This is a genomic window from Pseudomonas sp. CROZ-RG-20F-R04-15, from assembly GCF_022662375.1.
GTDB lineage: Bacteria > Pseudomonadota > Gammaproteobacteria > Pseudomonadales > Pseudomonadaceae > Aquipseudomonas.
Genome location: NZ_JAKNQL010000002.1, coordinates 97839 through 118631, shown reverse-complemented (window position 1 = coordinate 118631; position 20793 = coordinate 97839). Strand labels below are relative to the sequence as shown.

21 protein-coding genes are annotated in these 20793 nt (G+C 59.8%); 2 read left to right on the top strand and 19 right to left on the bottom strand.

What is annotated here, in order from left to right; genetic code table 11:
• Window positions 1-2: 2 nt before the first annotated feature.
• The 8 genes from pabC to L8H52_RS04855 form a co-directional block, all read right to left on the bottom strand.
• Window positions 3-818 (bottom strand): aminodeoxychorismate lyase, encoded by an 816-nt coding sequence (gene pabC, locus L8H52_RS04890; RefSeq protein WP_242205859.1) that lies wholly within the window; start codon window positions 816-818, stop codon window positions 3-5.
• Window positions 818-2062 (bottom strand): beta-ketoacyl-ACP synthase II, encoded by a 1245-nt coding sequence (gene fabF / locus L8H52_RS04885; protein ID WP_242205861.1) that lies wholly within the window; start codon window positions 2060-2062, stop codon window positions 818-820. Before fabF ends, pabC begins: the two co-directional genes overlap by 1 nt.
• A gap of 108 nt (window positions 2063-2170) precedes the next feature.
• Window positions 2171-2407 carry an acyl carrier protein gene (gene acpP / locus L8H52_RS04880; RefSeq protein WP_003175607.1) on the bottom strand — a complete coding sequence of 79 codons (237 nt, stop codon included), beginning with the start codon at window positions 2405-2407 and terminating at the stop codon, window positions 2171-2173.
• A gap of 196 nt (window positions 2408-2603) precedes the next feature.
• Complete coding sequence (gene fabG / locus L8H52_RS04875) at window positions 2604-3347, bottom strand: 3-oxoacyl-ACP reductase FabG (RefSeq protein ID WP_008086267.1); 744 nt, start codon at window positions 3345-3347, stop codon at window positions 2604-2606.
• A 16-nt stretch (window positions 3348-3363) separates the two neighbouring features.
• Window positions 3364-4302, bottom strand: a complete 939-nt coding sequence (gene fabD / locus L8H52_RS04870; RefSeq protein WP_242205863.1) for an ACP S-malonyltransferase — start codon at window positions 4300-4302, stop codon at window positions 3364-3366.
• Between the two features lie 123 nt (window positions 4303-4425).
• On the bottom strand, window positions 4426-5436 hold the full coding sequence (gene plsX, locus L8H52_RS04865) for a phosphate acyltransferase PlsX (RefSeq protein ID WP_277930286.1): 1011 nt from the start codon (window positions 5434-5436) through the stop codon (window positions 4426-4428).
• 4 nt (window positions 5437-5440) lie between these two features.
• Window positions 5441-5623, bottom strand: a complete 183-nt coding sequence (gene rpmF, locus L8H52_RS04860; RefSeq protein ID WP_003179396.1) for a 50S ribosomal protein L32 — start codon at window positions 5621-5623, stop codon at window positions 5441-5443.
• Window positions 5624-5636: 13 nt separating this feature from the next.
• Window positions 5637-6164: a YceD family protein gene (locus tag L8H52_RS04855; RefSeq protein ID WP_160059012.1), complete on the bottom strand. Its 528-nt coding sequence runs from the start codon at window positions 6162-6164 to the stop codon at window positions 5637-5639.
• A 105-nt stretch (window positions 6165-6269) separates the two neighbouring features.
• Here L8H52_RS04855 and L8H52_RS04850 point away from each other — a divergent pair, with 105 nt between their 5' ends.
• On the top strand, window positions 6270-6848 hold the full coding sequence (locus L8H52_RS04850) for a nucleoside triphosphate pyrophosphatase (RefSeq protein WP_242205865.1): 579 nt from the start codon (window positions 6270-6272) through the stop codon (window positions 6846-6848).
• Window positions 6849-6896: 48 nt separating this feature from the next.
• Here the strand turns inward: L8H52_RS04850 and sppA are convergent, their stop codons facing one another.
• From sppA to rluC, 3 genes are read right to left on the bottom strand one after another with little or no spacing between them, the layout of a single operon-like run.
• A complete protein-coding gene (sppA, locus tag L8H52_RS04845; RefSeq protein ID WP_150651114.1) occupies window positions 6897-7886 on the bottom strand; it encodes a signal peptide peptidase SppA in 990 nt (329 codons plus the stop codon).
• Between the two features lie 24 nt (window positions 7887-7910).
• Window positions 7911-8573, bottom strand: coding sequence for an HAD-IA family hydrolase (locus tag L8H52_RS04840; RefSeq protein ID WP_242205867.1), 663 nt, complete (start codon window positions 8571-8573; stop codon window positions 7911-7913).
• Window positions 8560-9519: a 23S rRNA pseudouridine(955/2504/2580) synthase RluC gene (gene rluC / locus L8H52_RS04835; protein ID WP_034155359.1), complete on the bottom strand. Its 960-nt coding sequence runs from the start codon at window positions 9517-9519 to the stop codon at window positions 8560-8562. The genes L8H52_RS04840 and rluC overlap by 14 nt, the downstream gene beginning before the upstream one ends.
• 699 nt (window positions 9520-10218) lie before the next feature.
• Here rluC and rne point away from each other — a divergent pair.
• Entirely contained in the window at window positions 10219-13470 is a 3252-nt protein-coding gene (rne, locus tag L8H52_RS04830) for a ribonuclease E (RefSeq protein WP_242205869.1), read from the top strand.
• A 267-nt stretch (window positions 13471-13737) separates the two neighbouring features.
• On the opposite strand, the gene L8H52_RS04825 is transcribed toward rne, so the two are convergent.
• The 8 genes from L8H52_RS04825 to L8H52_RS04790 form a co-directional block, all read right to left on the bottom strand.
• A complete protein-coding gene (locus L8H52_RS04825; protein WP_242205871.1) occupies window positions 13738-14334 on the bottom strand; it encodes a nucleotidyltransferase family protein in 597 nt (198 codons plus the stop codon).
• Window positions 14331-15311, bottom strand: coding sequence for an XdhC family protein (locus L8H52_RS04820; RefSeq protein ID WP_242205873.1), 981 nt, complete (start codon window positions 15309-15311; stop codon window positions 14331-14333). The genes L8H52_RS04825 and L8H52_RS04820 overlap by 4 nt, the downstream gene beginning before the upstream one ends.
• Complete coding sequence (locus tag L8H52_RS04815; RefSeq protein ID WP_242205875.1) at window positions 15311-17632, bottom strand: xanthine dehydrogenase family protein molybdopterin-binding subunit; 2322 nt, start codon at window positions 17630-17632, stop codon at window positions 15311-15313. The genes L8H52_RS04820 and L8H52_RS04815 overlap by 1 nt, the downstream gene beginning before the upstream one ends.
• Complete coding sequence (locus tag L8H52_RS04810) at window positions 17629-18099, bottom strand: (2Fe-2S)-binding protein (RefSeq protein WP_016986039.1); 471 nt, start codon at window positions 18097-18099, stop codon at window positions 17629-17631. Before L8H52_RS04810 ends, L8H52_RS04815 begins: the two co-directional genes overlap by 4 nt.
• Window positions 18100-18345: 246 nt before the next feature.
• A complete protein-coding gene (murB, locus tag L8H52_RS04805) occupies window positions 18346-19365 on the bottom strand; it encodes a UDP-N-acetylmuramate dehydrogenase (RefSeq protein WP_242205877.1) in 1020 nt (339 codons plus the stop codon).
• Window positions 19362-19826 (bottom strand): low molecular weight protein-tyrosine-phosphatase, encoded by a 465-nt coding sequence (locus tag L8H52_RS04800; RefSeq protein ID WP_122604979.1) that lies wholly within the window; start codon window positions 19824-19826, stop codon window positions 19362-19364. Before L8H52_RS04800 ends, murB begins: the two co-directional genes overlap by 4 nt.
• On the bottom strand, window positions 19826-20590 hold the full coding sequence (gene kdsB, locus L8H52_RS04795; RefSeq protein ID WP_095048623.1) for a 3-deoxy-manno-octulosonate cytidylyltransferase: 765 nt from the start codon (window positions 20588-20590) through the stop codon (window positions 19826-19828). Before kdsB ends, L8H52_RS04800 begins: the two co-directional genes overlap by 1 nt.
• Window positions 20587-20772: a Trm112 family protein gene (locus L8H52_RS04790; RefSeq protein WP_003174668.1), complete on the bottom strand. Its 186-nt coding sequence runs from the start codon at window positions 20770-20772 to the stop codon at window positions 20587-20589. The genes kdsB and L8H52_RS04790 overlap by 4 nt, the downstream gene beginning before the upstream one ends.
• Window positions 20773-20793: the final 21 nt, after the last annotated feature.

The window sequence follows — 20793 nt, the reverse complement described above, 5'->3', positions numbered from 1 at the left end:
AATCAGGCATCCAGTAGGGCGCGGGCGATGGTTTGCAGTTTACGGGTGAGCGGGCCAACCGACCAGCTCAGTGCAGCGTAGGCGCGTACCGGCCAGACGCCATACACGCTGTTGCAGATAAAGACTTCGTCGGCCCATTGCAGCTGTTCGAGGCTGATATCGGCGACTTGGGTGGGGATGGCCAATGACTCGGCCTGAAACAATATTTCGGCGCGCATCACTCCGGCGACGCCGCAGCGCTTCAGATCCGGTGTGATCAACACACCGTCGCGTACCAGAAACACGTTGCTGAACACGCCCTCGATCACTCGACCGGCCTGATCGAGCATCAAGCCTTCGGCGTGCTCGCTGTCCTGCCATTCGGCACGGGCGAGAACCTGTTCAAGGCGATTGAGGTGTTTGAGCCCGGCGAGCATTGGCTGCGTAGCCAGGCGCGTGCTGCACGGGAACAGGCGCACGCCCTGCTCGGCATGAACAGCAGGATAAGCAGCAGGAGGATTGCCTTGCAGAATGCGTCGGCCCGGTGCCGCCGGATCAGGCGCATAACCGCGCAAACCGTCACCACGGGTGAGGATGAGCTTGAGCACGCCAGCGCCCATGGCGGCGGCGTAGCTCAGCAGCTCTTGGCGAATCAGCTCGATATCGGCCGCGATGGCCAGACGCGAACAGCCATCGGCCAATCGCGTCAGGTGTCGATCCAGCAGGATCGGCTGGCCGCCACGCACGGCGATGGTCTCGAACAGACCATCGCCGTAAGCCAGGCCGCGATCTTTCAGCGACAGAGCGTCAGCCGGTTGACCGTCGACCCAGCAGTCCATCAGCCTGCAAACCGGCGGAATGCCAGAGTGCCGTTGGTGCCGCCAAAACCGAAGGAGTTGGACAGCACCACATCGATGTCCATGTTGCGCGCAGTGTGCGCCACGAAATCGAGATCGCAGCCTTCGTCCGGCTCATCGAGGTTGATGGTCGGCGGCGCCACCTGACTGTTGATCGCCAGTACGCTGAAGATCGCTTCGACCGCGCCCGCCGCACCCAACAGGTGACCGGTCATCGACTTGGTCGAGCTGACTGCCAGCTTGTAGGCGTGCTCACCGAACACCGACTTGATCGCGTTGGCTTCGGCGAGGTCGCCGGCCGGGGTCGAAGTACCGTGGGCGTTGATGTACTGCACTTGATCGACGTTGATCTTCGCATCGCGCAGTGCATTGGTGATGCAGCGGGCTGCACCGGCGCCGTCGGCAGGAGGCGAAGTCATGTGGAATGCATCGCCGCTGGTGCCGAAACCGATCAGCTCGGCGTAGATGGTCGCACCGCGAGCTTTGGCGTGTTCCAGCTCTTCGAGAACCAGTGCACCGGCACCGTCGGACAACACGAAACCGTCACGACCCTTGTCCCATGGACGGCTCGCGCGGGTCGGCTCATCGTTGCGGGTCGACAGCGCACGGGACGCGCCGAAGCCGCCCATACCCAGACCGCACGCGGCCATTTCGGCACCACCGGCAATCATCACGTCGGCTTCGTCGTACATGATGTTGCGCGCCGCCATGCCGATGCAGTGCGTACCGGTGGTACATGCAGTGGCGATGGCGTAGTTAGGTCCCTGTGCTCCCAGATGGATGGACAGGAAACCGGAAATCATATTGATGATCGAGCCTGGCACGAAGAATGGCGAGATTCGACGCGGGCCCGTTTCATGCAGGGTACGGCTGGTTTCTTCGATGTTGGTCAGACCGCCGATACCCGAACCCATGGCCACGCCAATGCGTTCACGGTTGGCATCGGTAACTTCCAGACCGGCGTTGCGCACGGCTTGAAAGCCTGCAGCGAGACCGTACTGAATGAACAGGTCAAGCTTGCGTGCTTCCTTGACCGACAGGTATTCCTCGACATTGAAGCCCTTTACCGAGCCGCCAAAGCGGGTGGAATAGGCAGAAAGGTCGGTGTGTTCGATCAGACCAATGCCACTGCGGCCAGCCAGAATGCCCTGCCAACTGCTCGGCACATCCGTGCCCAGTGGCGACAACATACCCATACCGGTGACTACGACGCGTCTACGCGACACAGCACTCTCCTTTTTCAAATGACGATTTTGCATCAGGCCTAAAGAAAAAACCGCACGCCATGATGGCAGTGCGGTTTTTCCATGACAGCAAACAACGATTACAAACTATTACGCCTGGTGGCTAGTAACGTAGTCGATTGCAGCTTGTACAGTAGTGATCTTCTCAGCTTCTTCGTCAGGGATTTCGGTCTCGAATTCCTCTTCCAGAGCCATCACCAGCTCAACGGTGTCAAGGGAGTCGGCACCCAGGTCTTCTACGAAGGAAGCGGTGTTGACCACTTCTTCTTCTTTAACACCCAGTTGCTCGGCAACGATTTTCTTGACGCGCTCTTCGATGGTGCTCATACCTTGTTTTCACTCCTAATGGACAAATTCAGGCAGCTGGCCAGTGGGTAAGTGTATAGAAAGACTTTTCAGTTTTTCAACTGAAAGCTTCACTCCTCAAACCCTGCAGCCCTCTGCCTATAAATAGATTGCAGCTTTATAACGGATTTTAGACAGCTCGTATGACATTTTTTTGAAGCAATCCGTCACATTTTACTTACATGTACATCCCACCGTTCACCGGGATTGTAGCCCCAGTGACGTATGCCGCACCGTCGGATGCAAGAAAAGCGACCACAGACGCGATCTCTTGAGCTTGTCCCAGACGACCCAGCGGAATCTGCGTCTGCAAGGCTTCACGCTGTGCTTCAGGCAGCTCGCGGGTCATATCGGTGTCGATAAACCCTGGGGTTACCGAGTTGACCGTAATCGAACGCGAACCGACTTCACGCGCCATTGCACGGCTGAAACCTTCCAGACCGGCCTTGGCGGCTGCATAGTTTACTTGGCCAGCGTTGCCCATGGCACCCACTACCGAGCCAATACTGATAATTCGACCCCAGCGAGCCTTGGTCATGCCGCGCAGAACGCCCTTGGACAGGCGGAATAGACTGTTCAGGTTGGTATCGATCACGTCGTACCACTCATCGTCTTTCATGCGCATCATCAGGTTATCGCGGGTGATGCCGGCATTATTGACCAGGATCGCCACTGGCGCACCGAACTGCTCCTGAATGCTCGCCAGCACTGCGCTGACCGATTCATCGCTGGTCACGTTCAGCTCAAGGCCAGTGCCCTGAATACCGTTTTCCTTCAGGGTTGCAGCGATACGCTCAGCGCCCGAAGCGGAAGTCGCGGTGCCAACAACGATGGCGCCCTGACGACCCAGCTCCAGTGCGATAGCCTGGCCGATACCACGGCTTGCACCGGTGACCAGTGCAACTTTACCTTGCAGACTCATGCAAGTTTCTCCTGATTCAGGCTTGCGCTGCGCGAGCGGCAGCGAAAGCGTCTGGGGTATTGAGGTTGGAAGTCGCCACGCCTTCGGCGCAACGCTTGTTCAGACCGGCCAGGACTTTGCCCGGGCCGCATTCGACCAGATTGGTCGCGCCCTTGGCGGCCAGAGTCTGTACCGACTCGACCCAGCGCACTGGCTTGTACAGTTGTTCGAGCAGATCACGCTTGAGGGTTTCCAGATCGGCCGGCACTTGCGCGCTGACGTTCTGTACCACCGGGATCTGCGGCGCCTGCCAGTCGATGGCGGCGATGGATTCAGCAAAGCGTTCGGCGGCCGGGCGCATCAACTCGCAGTGCGACGGCACGCTCACCGGCAGCGGCATGGCGCGTTTGGCACCACGGGCCTTGCAGCCTTCGATGGCGCGCTCAACGGCAGCCTTGGCACCGGCGATAACGACCTGGCCCGGCGAGTTGAAGTTGACGGCGCTGACCACTTCACCTTGCGCCGCTTCGGCGCAGGCTGCCAGCACGTCAGCGTCTTCCAGACCGAGGATGGCAGCCATGCCACCCTGCCCGGCTGGAACCGCTTCCTGCATCAGTTGACCACGGCGCTCAACGAGCTTCACCGCGTCAGCCAGTGTCAGGCTGCCAGCAGCGACCAGCGCGCTGTATTCACCCAGGCTGTGACCGGCAACGAAGGCCGGACGCGCACCGCCTTCCGCCAGCCACAGACGCCACAGGGCGATCGAAGCGGTCAGAATGGCCGGTTGGGTTTTATCGGTTTGATTGAGCAGCTCTTCCGGACCTTGCTGGGTCAACGCCCACAGGTCATAGCCCAGAGCCTCAGAGGCTTCTTTGAAGGTTTCGAGGATCAGCGGATATTCCGCGCCCAGCTCGGCCAACATGCCGAGGGACTGCGAACCCTGTCCCGGAAAGACGAATGTGAGGGAAGCAGACATGTAACAAGCCCCTAATGATCTTGTCGTCGGAAAATGACGCCCCGCTGGGGGACGCAAGAAACTGACAGTTGGATGGCCCTTTGAACCGGGCGGTCACATTTAAGCATTGTCCGACGAAAACGCCTAAGACAACAGATCCTCCAGACGACCGTGGAGGCGTTCGGGCAAGTTCTCCTGAATCTCGATCAACGCGCGGGAAATTGCACTCTGAAAGCCTTGAACCCCGGCCGAACCATGACTTTTCACGACGATGCCCTGCAAGCCGAGAAAGCTTGCGCCGTTATGTCGCGCCGGCGCCAGATCAGCCTGCAAGCGTTTCATCAGCGGCAACGCCAAAGCTCCCACCGCACGCGTGGCCAGATTCTTTTTGAACAACGCCTCGATGCGCGCAGCAATCATCGTCGCCAGGCCCTCGCTGGACTTGAGCAGGATATTGCCGACAAATCCATCACACACCACCACATCAGCTTCGCCACGATACAAGCCGTCGCCTTCGATAAAGCCGATGTAGTTGATGCCGCGCGCAGCCTGCAACAGCGTCGCAGCCAGTTTGACCTGCTGATTGCCCTTGATGTCTTCGGTGCCGATATTCAGCAGCGCGACGCGGGGACGATGGATGCCCAGCGTTTGCGCCGCAACAGAACCCATCACCGCAAACTGCAGCAGATGTTCGGCACTGCAATCGACGTTGGCGCCAAGGTCAAGCAACTGGCAATAACCCTTCTGCGTCGGAATCGCCGCCACCATCGCCGGACGATCGATACCCGGCAACGTCTTCAGCACGAATCGCGAGAGCGCCATCAACGCACCGGTATTGCCAGCACTGACACAGGCTTGAGCCTTGCCATCACGCACCAACTCCAGAGCAACACGCATCGACGAGTCCGGCTTGCCGCGCAAGGCCTGTGTCGGCTTTTCGTCCATGGTGATGACTTCGCTGGCCGGAATAATGGTCAGGCGCGCGCGATCGGCAGCCGATTGGCCGTTGATCAATTCTTCAAGAAGGGAGGGTTGACCGACGAGGGTCAGGTGCAGCGAGGGCGTAGCAGACAGGCAAGCAAGGCTGGCCTGAACAATGCTGCGGGGACCGAAGTCCCCGCCCATTGCGTCAATCGCGATGACTTGAGCGGACAAGTGATTACTCGTCAGCGCCCTTGTCGATCACTTTACGGCCACGGTATACGCCTTCTGGCGATACGTGGTGACGCAGGTGAACTTCACCAGTGGTTTTTTCTACAGACAGGGTGCTAGCCTCGAGAGCGTCGTGCGAACGGCGCATGTCACGGGCAGAGCGGGATTTTTTGTTCTGCTGAACAGCCATAATTGATTAACTCCTAAACGTTTGGGTCACGCTTTAACTGCGCCAATACACTGAACGGGTTGGACCGCGTTGACTCGTCCTCGCTCGGTTCGGGCTCATCGAGACCCGCCGGCTGCTGGCATTCTTCCGGATGATGAGCAGGCACAATAGGCAAAGCGAGCAAAAGCTCTTCTTCGACCAGTGACTGCAGATCCAATGGATCTTCGCCCAGTTCCAGCACGTCATAACCTTTCGGCAACGACTGGGTATTCGCACCCTCTTTCACCACAGCATAACTGCATTCGCTGTGGATCGGCAGGGTGACCAGCTCAAGACAACGCTGGCAAACCATTTTGACCTCGGTGTCGATAAAGCTGTGGATCACCACAGATTTACGTTCATCTCGTTCAAAAACGAATTTCGCCTGCACCGTACCGACATTGTCGGAAAGCGGGTCGCAGAGTCTCTCCAAATCGGCCAGCAGCATTTCACCTTGAAGGGTGGTGCCACGATCAGCCAATTTGCGCGGGTCAACGTGAGGTGGAATCGGGTCATTCAACATAGGCGCAGCATTATAGGGATGCACCCACCCATGTCAAAGGAAATTGTGCTCTGTCCGTCACTTGCGTGCCTCCGCTAGAATCCGCACCTGCCTCAGGAGACGCGAATGCTGCCTTTATTACTCGCTTCAAGCTCGACCTATCGTCGCGAATTGCTCGCCCGCCTGCACCTGCCGTTCGTCTGCAGCTCGCCGGACATCGATGAAAGTCATCGCCCGGGCGAGCCAGCCATCGAACTGGTCAGACGCCTCGCCGAACAAAAGGCCCGGGCACTGGCCCACAGCCACCCCGCTCATCTGATTATCGGCTCGGATCAGGTTGCCGTGCTCGGCGAGCAGATTATCGGCAAACCACACACCTTCGAGAAGGCCCGCCAGCAATTAATGGCTGCCAGTGGCGCCAGCGTGACCTTCCTGACCGGCCTGGCGCTGCTCAACAGCCAGACTGGCGAATGCCAAGTCGATTGCGTGCCGTTTACCGTACACATGCGCCAGCTCGACCAAGCGCGCGTTGAGCGCTATCTGCGCATCGAGCAGCCGTATGACTGTGCTGGCAGCTTCAAAGCTGAAGGCCTCGGTGTGAGCCTGTTTCAATCCACCGAAGGCCCTGACGCCACCAGCCTGATCGGTCTGCCACTGATTCGCCTGATTGACATGCTGCTGGTTGAAGGCGTGCAAATACCCTGACCCACAAAAAACCGGCCATCAAGGCCGGTTTTTTCATGCAGCGAGCGCTTAACGCAACGAAGGCCCGTGGAAACCCATCCACATCGCCAACTGCTCAGCCACGCTGGCACCCAGCTTTTTCGAGAAGCGATCGAACGGCGATTCCTGAACGGTGAAGTCGACCAACTCTTTCTCGCCAATCACATCCCGCGCCACTGAACTGGCATTGCCCAGCCCATCGATCAAGCCCAGCGGTAGTGCCTGCTCGCCCGACCAGACCAACCCGGAGAACAGCTCTGGATGTTCTTTGTCTTTCAAGCGATCGCCGCGACCCTGCTTGACGCTGTTGATGAACTGCTTGTGCGTGGTGTCGAGCACACTCTGCCAGAACGCCGTTTCTTCCGGCTTCTGCGGCTGGAACGGATCGAGGAACGACTTGTGCTCGCCCGAAGTGTACGTACGACGCTCGACGCCGAGCTTCTCCATGGTGCCGACAAAACCGTAACCGGCCGCCGTCACACCAATCGAACCGACCAGGCTGGCCTTGTCGGCGTAGATCTGATCCGCCGCACTGGCAATGTAATAGGCACCGGAGGCACCCAGATCGGAAATCACTGCATACAGCTTGATCTCCGGATGCAGGCCGCGCAGACGCTTGATCTCGTCATACACATAACCCGATTGCACCGGACTGCCGCCAGGACTGTTGATGCGCAGGATCACGCCTTTGACCTTTTTGTCCTCGAACGCCGCCCGCAGGCTGCCAACAATGTTGTCGGCACTGGCCGGCTCTTTGTCGGCGATCATGCCGGTGACGTCGATCAACGCGGTGTAGTTCGGCCCGCGCGTGGCGCTCTTTTCCATATCCATCAGCGGCGTGAACAGGATCAGCGCCACAAACAGATAAACAAACGTCAGCAGCTTGAAGAAAATCCCCCAACGCCGCGAACGACGCTGCTCCTGAACACCAGCCAGCAAGGTCTTTTCCAACAGCTTCCAGCTTTTTTCGTCACCGCCGTCGGCACTTGCCTTGGCCGGTGCTTTCCATTCGTCGGTCATGCCATCCACCCCAGCAAAAACGTATTAAGCCTGCTTCCCCAGCCAGGCATGCAATTCGGAAAAACGGTCGATCGACAGACGTGGCTCGAACTGTTGCAGCGATTCGATCGATTGCGCGCCATAACTGACCGCGACCGAATCCATCCCCGCATTACGCGCCATCAGCAGATCGAAGGATGAATCGCCGACCATCAGCGCCTGCTCCGGGCGCACACCACAATGCGCAACGATCTGCTCAAGCATCAGAGGGTGTGGCTTGCTTGCAGTTTCATCGGCAGCGCGGGTGATATCGAAATAATCTTCCCAGCCATTGGCCTTGAGCACTCGATCCAGTCCCCGGCGATTCTTGCCGGTGGCGACAGCCAGGTGATAACCCTGCTCGCGAAACGACGCCATCGACTCGACAACACCTTCGAACAACGGCGAAGGCACGGCCTCTGCAGCGATGTAGTGATCGGCGTAATACTCGCGAAACAAGGTCATCTCGGCATCGCTGATCTCGGGATACAGCGTGCGAATCGCCTCGGGCAAGCCCAGACCGATGATGCCTTTGACGGCAAAATCATCACGCAAGTCGAAACCGGAACGCCCGGATGCAGAGTGCATCGCCTCGACGATCCGATGGATGGAATCGGCCAGCGTGCCGTCCCAATCGAAAATCAGCAGCTTGTAATCAGATGGGCGCACTCAATCGCTCCACGGTCTTGGCCCACATTTCATCGACCGGTGCCTGCAAGGTCAGCTTGCCGCCATCGGGCAGCGGCACGGTCAGCATGTAGGCGTGCAGGAACAGGCGCTTGCCACCCAGATCGCGGATTTCCTTGGTGAAATCCTCATCGCCATACTTGCTGTCACCCGCAATGCAATGGCCGGCATGCAAAGTGTGCACGCGAATCTGGTGGGTGCGACCGGTAACCGGTTTAGCCTCGACCATGGTGGCGAAATCACCGAAACGGCGCAGCACCTTGAACATGGTCAGGGCTTCTTTGCCCTCGTCATTGACTTCGACCATGCGCTCGCCGGAACGCAGATTGCTCTTGAGCAATGGCGCACTGACTTTCTTGATCGAAGTCGCCCAGTTGCCGCGAACCAGCGCCATATAGCGCTTGTCGACGCCATCGCCGCGCAATTGCTCGTGCAAGTGGCGCAACATGCTGCGCTTTTTGGCGATCATCAGCAGGCCGGAGGTGTCGCGGTCGAGACGGTGAACCAGCTCCAGCTCTTTGGCATCGGGACGCAACTGACGAAAGGCTTCGATCACACCGAAATTCAAGCCACTACCACCGTGAACCGCAATGCCAGCGGGCTTGTTGATCACGATCAGGGCTTTGTCTTCGAAGACAATCGAAGCTTCCAGGCGCTGCAACAAGCCTTGGGCGAGTGGCACCGGCTCATCACGTTCAGGCACGCGAACCGGCGGCACGCGCACGATATCACCGGCCTGCAGCTTGTATTCGGGCTTGATCCGACCCTTGTTCACACGCACTTCGCCTTTACGCAAAATGCGGTAAATCAAGGTCTTGGGCACGCCTTTGAGCCGGGCGAGGAGAAAATTGTCGATTCGTTGGCCGGCATACTCCGGCGAGACTTCAAGCAATTGAACGCCTGGAGTCGAAGGGGCAGTAGTTGTCATGCCGCGGATGATAACAATTTTTATGGAATTGAAGCACTTAATCATTGCTGCTATAGTCGCGAACGCCGCCAAAAGCGGCCTGGACAGAGGAACCACGGTCAAAAACCGGCCCTGACCAACGCAATTCACCAGGACGCGAGGCCGTCCTACGGGGCTTTCGCTACGTAACGGTGGAGTTTGCAGTTGTAACAAGCGCAGGTGACATGAGGCCTGAATTACACCGTCGAGCAGAGTTTTTACTCGCCTGACAGGCACACATTCAAGGCCAGTTCACAAAGTGCAGTCAGCTACAGATGACCCCGAGCGAATGCTTCGGAAACAACGCCTGAATTAGCCATGATGCGTGACCTCCCCTTTCGGAGCTCACGGTAAATGCCAACCCGCTGCGGATTCTGCGCGCGGCAGCACCCGAATTATCAGGGATACGTGTAGGGTGGAGATGCACAACCGCCGGACTGTGTAGCAATAGGCTTTATCAAGACGCTTCATCTCGTCCACAGCCGCTGGTTGATTCCTCCTCCTGACTGAGTGCTTAAGTAGCCACAGCAAGCAGGACGCGTACGTCGCTATATCGGCCCAATTGGCCGCATATCGCTGGACACGGGAATGGCCAACCACTCCCGACGCACCTGACACCGACCGTGAGAAGTCGTGTGTGCCGAACGCCGTTTCCGGCAGCCCGGAAACCGACGGTACTACATGAAAAGAATGCTGATTAACGCAACTCAACCCGAAGAGTTGCGTGTTGCACTGGTAGATGGCCAACGCCTCTACGACCTGGACATCGAATCCGGTGCACGCGAGCAGAAGAAGGCCAACATCTATAAAGGCCGTATCACTCGCATCGAACCAAGCCTTGAGGCTGCCTTTGTCGATTTCGGCTCCGAGCGCCACGGCTTCCTGCCCCTCAAAGAAATCTCCCGCGAATACTTCAAGAAAGCCCCTGAAGGCCGCGTCAACATCAAGGACGTCCTGAGCGAAGGCCAGGAAGTCATCGTTCAGGTCGAAAAAGAAGAACGTGGCAACAAGGGCGCCGCCCTGACCACCTTCATCAGCCTGGCCGGTCGTTACCTTGTGCTGATGCCGAACAACCCGCGTGCCGGCGGTATCTCCCGCCGCATCGAAGGCGAAGAACGCAACGAACTGCGTGAAGCGCTGAACGGTCTGGTTGCACCGGCCGACATGGGTCTGATCGTGCGCACTGCCGGCCTGGGCCGCAGCAGCGAAGAAATGCAGTGGGACCTCGATTACCTGCTGCAACTATGGACCGCCATCAAAGAAGCCTCGCTGGATCGTTCCGCGCCTTTCCTGATCTACCAGGAAAGCAACGTGATCATCCGCGCTATCCGCGATTACCTGCGCCAGGACATTGGCGAAGTGCTGATCGACAGCGTTGAAGCCCAGGACGAAGCCCTGACCTTCATCCGCCAGGTAATGCCGCAGTACGCCAGCAAGATCAAGCTGTACGAAGACAGCGTGCCGCTGTTCAACCGTTTCCAGATCGAAAGCCAGATCGAGACCGCTTTCCAGCGCGTCGTTGAACTGCCTTCCGGCGGCTCCATCGTTATCGATCCGACCGAAGCCCTGGTGTCCATCGACATCAACTCGGCGCGCGCCACCAAAGGCAGCGACATCGAAGAAACCGCCCTGCAGACCAACCTTGAAGCTGCCGAAGAAATCGCCCGCCAGTTGCGCCTGCGCGACATCGGCGGCCTGATCGTCATCGACTTCATCGACATGACCCCTGCCAAGAACCAGCGCGCCGTGGAAGAGAAAGTCCGCGAATGCCTGGAAGCCGACCGCGCTCGCGTGCAGATCGGCCGCATCTCGCGCTTCGGCCTGCTGGAAATGTCCCGTCAGCGCCTGCGTCCATCCCTGGGCGAAAGCAGCGGCATCGTCTGCCCGCGTTGCAACGGCACCGGCATCATCCGTGACGTTGAATCGCTGTCGCTGGCGATCCTGCGCCTGATCGAAGAAGAAGCCCTGAAAGACCGTACTGCCGAAGTGCGCGCGCAAGTGCCTATCCCGGTCGCCGCGTTCCTGCTCAACGAAAAACGCAACTCGATCACCAAGATCGAACTGCGCACCCGTGCCCGCATCGTCATTCTGCCGAACGATCACCTCGAAACGCCGCACTTCGAAGTTCAGCGTCTGCGTGACGACAGCCCGGAAGCCGCGACCAACCAGTCCAGCTACGAAATCGCTGCTGCCGCTGCCGAAGTCGAAGAAGTTCAGCCAGCCGCTGCGACCCGCACCCTGGTTCGCCAGGAAGCCGCAGTCAAGACTGCTCCGGCCCGCGCCAACGCTCCGGTTCCGACCGAAGCCGTCGCACCTGCCGCACCGGCACCGGCTCCAGTTGCCGCGCCAGAACCAAGCCTGTTCAAAGGCTTGGTGAAATCGCTGGTCAGCCTGTTTGCCACGAAAGAAGAGCCAGCTGCTCCGGTTGTGGTTGAAAAACCAGCCAGCGAGCGTCCGGCCCGTAACGAAGAACGTCGCAACGGTCGTCAGCAGAGCCGCAACCGTAATGGTCGCCGCGATGAAGAACGCAAGCCGCGCGAAGAACGTGCACCGCGTGAAGAGCGCGCCCCACGTGAACCGCGTGAAGAGCGTCAGCCACGTGAAGCCCGTGAAGTCCGCGAGCCTCGTGAAGCCCGTACCGAAGCACCGGCAGTCCGTGAAGAACGCGCACCTCGTGCTCCGCGTGAAGAACGTGCTCCACGTGCACCGCGTGAAGACCGCAAGCCACGTGGCGAGCGTGAAGAGCGTGTACGTGAACTGCGCGAGCCTCTGGACGCCACGCCAGTGGCTGAAGCCACCGCAGCCGTTGTCGCTGAAGAGCGTCCGGCCCGTCAGCCACGTGAAGAACGCGCACCGCGTCCGCCGCGTGAAGAGCGTCAGCCACGCGCCGAACAGGCCGCTGCTGCCGTCGCTGAAGAAGAAGTGAACAGCAACGAAGAGCAACTGCCGGAAGACGGTTCGGAGAACGCCGAAGGCGATCGCCCACGTCGTCGTTCGCGCGGTCAGCGTCGTCGCAGCAACCGTCGTGAGCGTCAACGTGATGCCAACGGCAACGTGATCGAAGGTTCGGAAGAATCCGAATCCGGCGAAAACACTGAAGAGCCAAGCACTGCCGAACTGGCTGCCGGCCTGGCGGTGACTGCTGCTGTTGCCAGCAGCGTGATCAGCGCTCCGGCTGAAGCACAAGCGCACGAGCAAGCCGAACGCGCCACTGCCGCTGTTCAGGAAACTGCTGCGGTGGAAGCGCCGGTTGTTGAAGCGACCACGCCGGTAGAAGTGATTGCTGCTCCGGAAGTCGAAGTGGCACCGGTTCAGGAAAACCTGCCTCAGGTAGAGCCAGCGCCCGTTGTGTTCGCTGAGCCGGTGGTTGAAACCGTCGCTGAAACCGTGACCGAAACCGTGCGTGAAGTTCGTGAAGAACAAACCGCCTTCAACTGGGTTGCCGAACCGGCTGTTGCTGAAACACCAGCGCCAGTGGTTGAAGCCCCGCTTGTTCAAGCGCCAGTTGTTCAAGCGCCAGTGTTCGAAGCGCCTGCGGTTGAAGCTCCTGTGGTTGAAGAGACCAAAGTTGCCGAGCCAGTGGTTGCTACTGAACCTGCACCGGTTGTCGAAGCACCTGTCGTTGCCGAAGCGCCAGCTCCAGTGGTTGAAGCACCGGCTCCAGTCAGCGCTCTGACGCCAAGCGGCCGCGCGCCAAACGACCCACGTGAAGTGCGTCGTCGCAAGCGTGAAGAAGAGCGCCTGCAGAAGGAAGCCGAACTGGCTGCCGCTGCTGCTCCGGTGGCTGGAGTGGTCGAGGCAGCACCTGCCCCGGTCGCTGAAGAAGCGGTTGTCGAAGCAGTGATTGCTGAAGCACCACGCTCCGTTCAGGACGCGGTCGAGCAACACCAAGAGGCCGAGGAAAAAGAACACGAGCCTAAACCTCTCGTGTAATTTCCAAAGCCGTTAAAAAGCCCCGCCTGATTATTCAGGCGGGGCTTTTTTATGCCGCGATTTTTTGTGGTGGACTCCAGATCCAACCCCCTCACCCCAGCCCTCTCCCCGAGGGGCGAGGGGGAAAGGGAGCCGATTTGCGCGGTTTTCAGATATTGAGTTCAACTGGATATTTCAGGTCGATGCACCTCGAAAGAACACCTCGGTCAGTCCCCTCTCCCTCTGGGAGAGGGCTAGGGTGAGGGCTCCAAGGAATTCACACAGGTCTCATGACGAGGCAAAAACCAAAGCCTCAGGCACATCGATGTCCCACAGAACGCCTGGATCATCGACGGCAACCTCCACCACCCTACCCTGCTTGAACAACGGCCGAGCCCCTCGATCGCCGCTCAACGCCTGCAACCCCGCACCAAACGAACGCCCAAACCCCACTGGATGGCCAAACTCGCCCTCCTGCACCGGCACGCTCACCGCATCATCAGCAATCGCCGCAACGACCCGTTCAATACTCGACGGCAAGATAAACGGCATATCCCCCAACACAATCAACCAGCCATCCGCCTCCGGGCACGCCTTGACGCCAGCGGCAATGCTGTCCCCCATTCCGGTCGACTCGATCGAGACCACGTCACAGCCATAAGCCTGCGCCATGCGCATTGCCTGCGGCCGCGCCTCAGTCGTCACCAGCACACGCTTGTCGAGACTGGCCGGCAGATTCAACAGCACCTGCTCAATCACCGAACGCACCCCGCCATCACGCCCGGTGCAATCAGCCAGCAACTTGTCCTTATCGGCGCCCGCCACCTGGCGAAAGCGACTGCCCTCGCCCGCTGCCAGCACAATCACTGCAATGGATCGACTCATGCGTCCTCCAAAGTTTTCTTCTGCTTCAACTCGACACCGTTCTTGATCGCGACGATTTCCGCCAGCAAGGACAAGGCAATTTCAGCCGGCGAATGGCTACCGATGTGCAGACCGATCGGACCGTGCAGCCGATCGATCGCCTGTACCGATAAGCCTAGCTGAGCCAGATTTTCCCGACGTTTCTGGCTGTTGACGCGCGAACCGAGCGCTCCCACATAGAAGGCTGGCGAATCCAGCGCCGTCAGCAACGCCATGTCGTCCAGACGCGGATCATGGGTCAACGCGACAATCGCCGTGCGCTCATCGGTCTGAATGCTCAACACCGCCTCGTCCGGCGTACCCGAGACCAAACGCCCGTGATGCTCTTCCCAGCCGTAGACGAACTCGGTGCGCGGATCGCAGATCAGCACCTCAAAATCCAGCAATCGCGCCATATCCGCCACGTAACGCGACAACTGCCCGGCGCCGATCAACAATAGACGCCAGCGCGGGCCGTAGATCGCACGCAGGGTTTTGCCGTCGAATTCCAGCGAGTCGGACTTGCTGGCCGGCGACAGAAGCACTTCACCGGTCTCGATGTTCAATTCGCGAGCGACAATCTCGTGAGATTCACAACGGCTCAGTAATTCGGCAACCCAGCCAGGATCACCAACCCGTTCCTCGGTCAGGCGCAACGTGCCGCCACACGGCAACCCGAAGCGCGCCGCCTCTTCTCGCGTGACGCCATAGGTGATCAATTGCACCGGCGGTCCATCGGTGGCGATCCGCCCGTCGTGCAGACGGGCAATCAAGTCATCCTCGACGCACCCGCCCGACACCGAACCGATCACCACGCCATCCTCGCGCAACGCCAGCATCGCGCCAGGCGCCCGAGGCGCAGTGCCCCAGGTCTGCACCACGCTGAACAGCACCACCCGCTGTCCGGCGCGGCGCCATTCGAGGACGCTGCGCAGGACGTTGAGATCGACGCTGTCCATTACGCCTCTGCCTTCTGCCAGCCCTGCAACTGGTAACGCACCGGCAGATTGCGGATGCGCTTGCCGGTGGCGGCGAAGATCGCGTTACACAAGGCCGGAGCAATCGGTGGCACGCCCGGCTCGCCGACACCGCCCAACGGCACGTCGCCCGGCGGAGTCACCAGATGCACCGCGACTTCCTTCGGCGCCAGCGACATGCGCGCCACTTCATACATATGGAAGTTGTCCTGCTGGACCTTGCCGTCCTTGAAGCTGATTTCGCCCAGCACCGCATTGCCGAGGCCCATCACGCAGGCACCTTCGAACTGCGAGCGAATGCGCTCGGGGTTGATCTGCGGCCCGCAATCGACAGCAATATCCGCCTTGTGCACGATCAGCGTGCCGTCGTCCTTGACCTCGACCTCGATCACCGCCGCCACGTAAGTGACGAAGCTGTAATGCACAGCCAGCCCCAGACCACGGCCCTTCGGCAGCTTGCGTCCCCAGCCAGCCGCTTTGGCCGCCGTCTCCAGCACGGTGCGCATGCGCCCGGTGTCGATCGGATAACGCTCGGGCGATTCACCGTAGTTCCACTCTTCGCTCAAGGTGCGCGGGTCGATCTGCCGATCCGCGCCGAGCAGTTTGATCTGGTATTTGAGCGGATCCTCACCGGCCTTGTACGCCAGCTCATCGACGAAGCTCTGGATGGCGAAACCATGGGGAATGTTCGACACCGAGCGATACCAGCCGACCCGCGTATGCACGGTAGCTTCGGGGTTTTCCAGGCGCACATTGGGAATCGCATAAGCCATGTTGGTGAAGCCCATGCCCAGTTCAAACGCGGCTTCATGATTCATGCCCGGCGCGAACAGCGCGGTAATGCTCGGTGCTACGGTGCGATGCAACCAACCGGACGGCATGCCGTCCTTGCCCACGCCTGCCTTGAGATACTCGGCGGACACGGTGTGGAAATACGAGTTGTGGATGTCATCTTCACGCGTCCACTGCACCCGCAGCGCTTTGCCGGGAAACTCTTTGGCGAGGATCGCCGCTTCGACGACGAAATCCGGCTTGGATTTGCGTCCGAAACCACCGCCGAGCAGCGTGACATTGAAGGTGACATTGTCGAACGGCAGCCCAAGACGCTCGGCAATGCGTTCGCGGGTGACCTGGGGTGCCTGACTCGGCGCCCACGCTTCGCAAACGCCGTCCTTGTAGCGCGCGATGGCAACCATTGGCTCCATCGGCGCCTGCGCCAGATGCGGTAAATAGTAGGACGCCTCGAGGATGCTGGCAGCGCCGCTCAGGGCCTTGTCGATATCGCCGGTGTTGCGCACCACTTTGCCGGGCTTGAGCGATGCGGCTTCGAGCTCCTTGCGATAGGCGATCGAGTCATAACTGGCGTTCGGGCCATCGTCCCACTCGATTTTCAGCGCTTCGCGGCCCTTTATCGCGGCCCAGGTATTGCTGGCCACCACGGCCACGCCACCCAACGGCTGGAATTCCGAAGGCAGCGGACGGCTTTCGATCTGGATCACTTTGAGCACGCCGGGGACTTTCAGCGCAGCGCTGTCGTCCACGGATTTGACCTTGCCGCCGTAGACCGCCGGCCGAGCGATAGTTGCGTACAGCATGCCGTCGAAATGCACGTCCGCGCCGTATACCGCGCGACCGTTGACGATGTCGTCACCGTCGATCGCCCGGGTGCCTTCCTTGCCGATATAGCGAAATTCCGCCGGTTGCTTGAGGCGCAGACTGTCGCGTGCCGGTACTGGCAACGCACTGGCCGCGGCGGCGAGTTCGCCATAACCAAGTTCTCGGCCGGACGGTTTGTGAAGCACTTTATGCAACTGCGCGTGGCATTCGCCCACCGGGACTTTCCACTGCGCGGCCGCTGCCTGCTCCAGCATCGTACGGGCTGCCGCGCCACAACGACGCATCGGTTCATACCAGTGACGCATGCTGCGCGAACCGTCGGTGTCCTGGTTGCCGAAACGCACCTCATCACCCGGCGCCTGTTGCACTTTGACGTGCGCCCAATCGGCCTCCAGCTCATCGGCAACAACCATGGTCAGACTGGTGCGCACGCCCTGCCCCATCTCCGAGCGGTTGCACACGACGGTCACCGTGCCGTCAGCGGCAATACTGACATAGACCTTCGGATCATCGATCCAGCCATTGGGCATGCCATCGGCGCCGAACTGTTTCGGTTTGTCTTCGGCCAACGCGTCCTGCCAGCCCCAACTCGCCGCCAACACCAGCGCACCGGTGGCGCCGACGCCTTTGAGAAAACCACGACGGCTGAGATTGCTCAGGGCGAAATCATTCGGAAGACGGCTCATGCTTTCGCCTCCTTCAAATGAGTGGAAGCCTGACGGATAGCGGTTTTGATCCGGTTGTAGGTGCCGCAGCGGCAAATATTGCCGACCATGGCCTCTTCGATCTGCTCGTCGCTCGGGTTCGGGTTGGTCTTGAGCAACGCGGTGGCCGACATGATCTGCCCGCCCTGACAGAAACCGCATTGCGCGACAGCGGTATCGAGCCAGGCTTGCTGGACGATCTGCCCGACCGGGTCAGCATGAAGATTGTCGATCGTGGTGACGTTCTGCCCGATCACCGAACCAATCGGCGTGATGCAACTGCGCGCCGGCAAGCCATCGATGTGAATGGTGCAGGCGCCGCACAGACCCATGCCGCAACCGAACTTGGTGCCGTTGTAACCGGCGACATCACGAATCGCCCACAACAGCGGCATGTCTTCAGTGACATCGAGGGGATGGTCTTGACCGTTGAGTTTCAGGGTAATCATGGGCACGCCCGCATATTTTTAGTGGTTATGGGGTCGAGCAATCTGCCGCCGTTGAATCGGCGGTGGTTCACGCAGATCGACTCAGGCTAATGAGGCTCTCTTGTGCCGACGCGAACGTCTGCACCGGGCCTTTGGTGGAGCAAATGACGGTTATCGTTAGCTCGCTAAGTTAACCCAGCGTTAACAAAAAAGCCCTGCACTTTTTAATCAGTGCAGGGCTTTGGATGGCGTCTGGAAAGCGTAGCCTCAATAGCGGTTGGGCTCCATTTCCAGGTCAACATTGAAACGTTCGGCAATATCTTTCTGGATGCGTTGCGCAAGGTCGAGCAGTTGCAGGCCGGTCGCCGAGCCGTAGTTGACCAGCACCAGCGCCTGCATTTTATGCACGCCGGCATCAGCCTCACGGAAACCCTTCCACCCTGCACGCTCGATCAGCCAGCCAGCGGCCAGTTTCATTTGCCCGTCCGCTTGCGCATAGGCCACCACATCCGGGTGCTGCGCCTTGATCTGCGCGACGATGGCCGCCGAAACCAGCGGATTCTTGAAGAAGCTGCCGGCATTACCGAGCACGGCCGGATCCGGCAGCTTCTCACTGCGAATGCTGCAAATCGCGCGGCTGACGTCGGTGGGGGTCGGTTGCTCGATACCTTGCTCAGTCAGGCGCTGACGCACCGGGCCGTATTCCAGATGCAGATGCGCGACGCGATCGAGTTTGAAGCGCACGCGCAGAATCAGCCAACGGCCCGGCTGCTGCTTGAACAGACTGTCGCGGTAGGCGAAGTTGCATTCTTCCAGAGTGAAATCACGTAGCTCGCCGGTCTGACGATCCAGCGCGGTGAGGCCAGCAAACACATCCTTGATCTCGACGCCGTAAGCGCCAATGTTCTGCATCGGCGCAGCGCCGACAGTGCCGGGAATCAGGCTGAGGTTTTCCAGGCCGGAAAAGCCCAGCGCCAATGTGTGCTGGACAAACGGATGCCACGGCTCGCCCGCCTCAGCCTCGATCACCACACGGTTCGCGTCATCGCTGATCAGGCGAATTCCGCGCGTTGCCATGCGCAGCACCAGCGCCGGAATATCAGCGGTCAGCAGCAAGTTGCTGCCACCACCAATCACCAGCAACGGCACGTCGTGAGCCGTGGCATACGCCAGCGCTTCACGAACATCGGCATCGCTATGGGCTTCGGCGAACAGTTGCGCACGCACATCGACGCCGAAACTGTTGAACGGTTTCAGGGAAACCTGTGGTTGCACCTGCAAACTCATAACCGGCCCTTCACTTCGATCAGCAGTTGGTCACAGGCCGCTTCGATCAGATCCAGCACCTGCTCGAAACCCTGATCGCCGTCGTAATACGGATCCGGTACTTCATCGACCAACCCGGCATAACGACGCAGGAACAGATCCAGTTCAGCCTTGCCGGTGGACGGTTGTAGCGCCTTGAGGTTGCGCAGGTTGCTGTTGTCCATCGCCAGAATCAGATCGTAACTGGCGAAATCGGCACGACTGACCTGCTGCGCGCGTTGCGCCGACAGGTCATAGCCGCGTACTTTAGCCGCTGCTTGGCTGCGCTTGTCCGGCGGGTTGCCAACGTGCCAGTCACCGGTGCCGGCGGAGGCCACTTCGACCTGATCCGCCAGCCCAGCGGCGCGCAACTTGTGGCGCAACACGCCTTCGGCCGTGGGCGAACGGCAAATGTTGCCCAGGCACACAAACAGAACACGCATCAGGCCTCCAGCAGGCGACGAACGCGCTCGAGATCTTCGGCAGTGTCGACACCGGTCGGCGGCGCGATCAGCGCATCGGCGACATGAATCCGCACGCCATGCCAGAGCGCACGCAGTTGCTCGAGGGATTCAGTGTTTTCCAACCAGCACGGGCCCCAGCTGACGAAGTCCTGAAGGAAACCGGCGCGGTAGGCATAAATGCCGATATGGCGACGGTATGGCACGCCTTCCGGCAATTGCTCGCGGCTCTTGGCGAATGCATCGCGCGCCCACGGCAGGGTCGCGCGGCTGAAGGTCAGCGCCAGACCGTTGAGGTCGCTGACGACCTTGACCACGTTCGGATTGAACAGGGTGTCGACGTCTTCGATCGGCTCGGCCAGCGTGGCCATGCGCGCTTCGGTGTGAGCGGCCAGATTGGCGGCGACCTGATCGATCACGCTCGGCGGAATCAGCGGCTCGTCACCCTGCACGTTGACCACGATCGCGTCGGGCTCAAGGCCCAGTTTCGCCGCGACTTCGGCCAGACGATCAGTGCCGGAATTATGGTCTTCACGGGTCAGCACCACTTCAGCGCCAAAGGCCTTGCAGGCCTCGACGATGCGCGCATCGTCAGTCGCAACCACCACGCGGCTGGCGCTGCTTTTGCTCGCCTGTTCCCAGACATGCTGGATCATCGGCTTGCCGGCGATGTCCAGCAGCGGCTTGCCCGGCAAGCGGGTCGAGGCGAAACGCGACGGGATGACAACGGTGAAGGCAGTGGTCATTTATCCAGACGCTCGTCGGTGGTCAGGGTGCGGGCTTCGCTTTCGAGCATCACCGGGATGCCATCGCGGATCGGGTACGCAAGACCGGCGCCCTTGCTGATCAACTCGGTCTTGTCGGCGCTGAGCTTGAGCGGGCCTTTGCAGATCGGGCACGCGAGGATATCGAGCAATTTGGTGTCCATGAACATTCCCTGAGTAAAGAG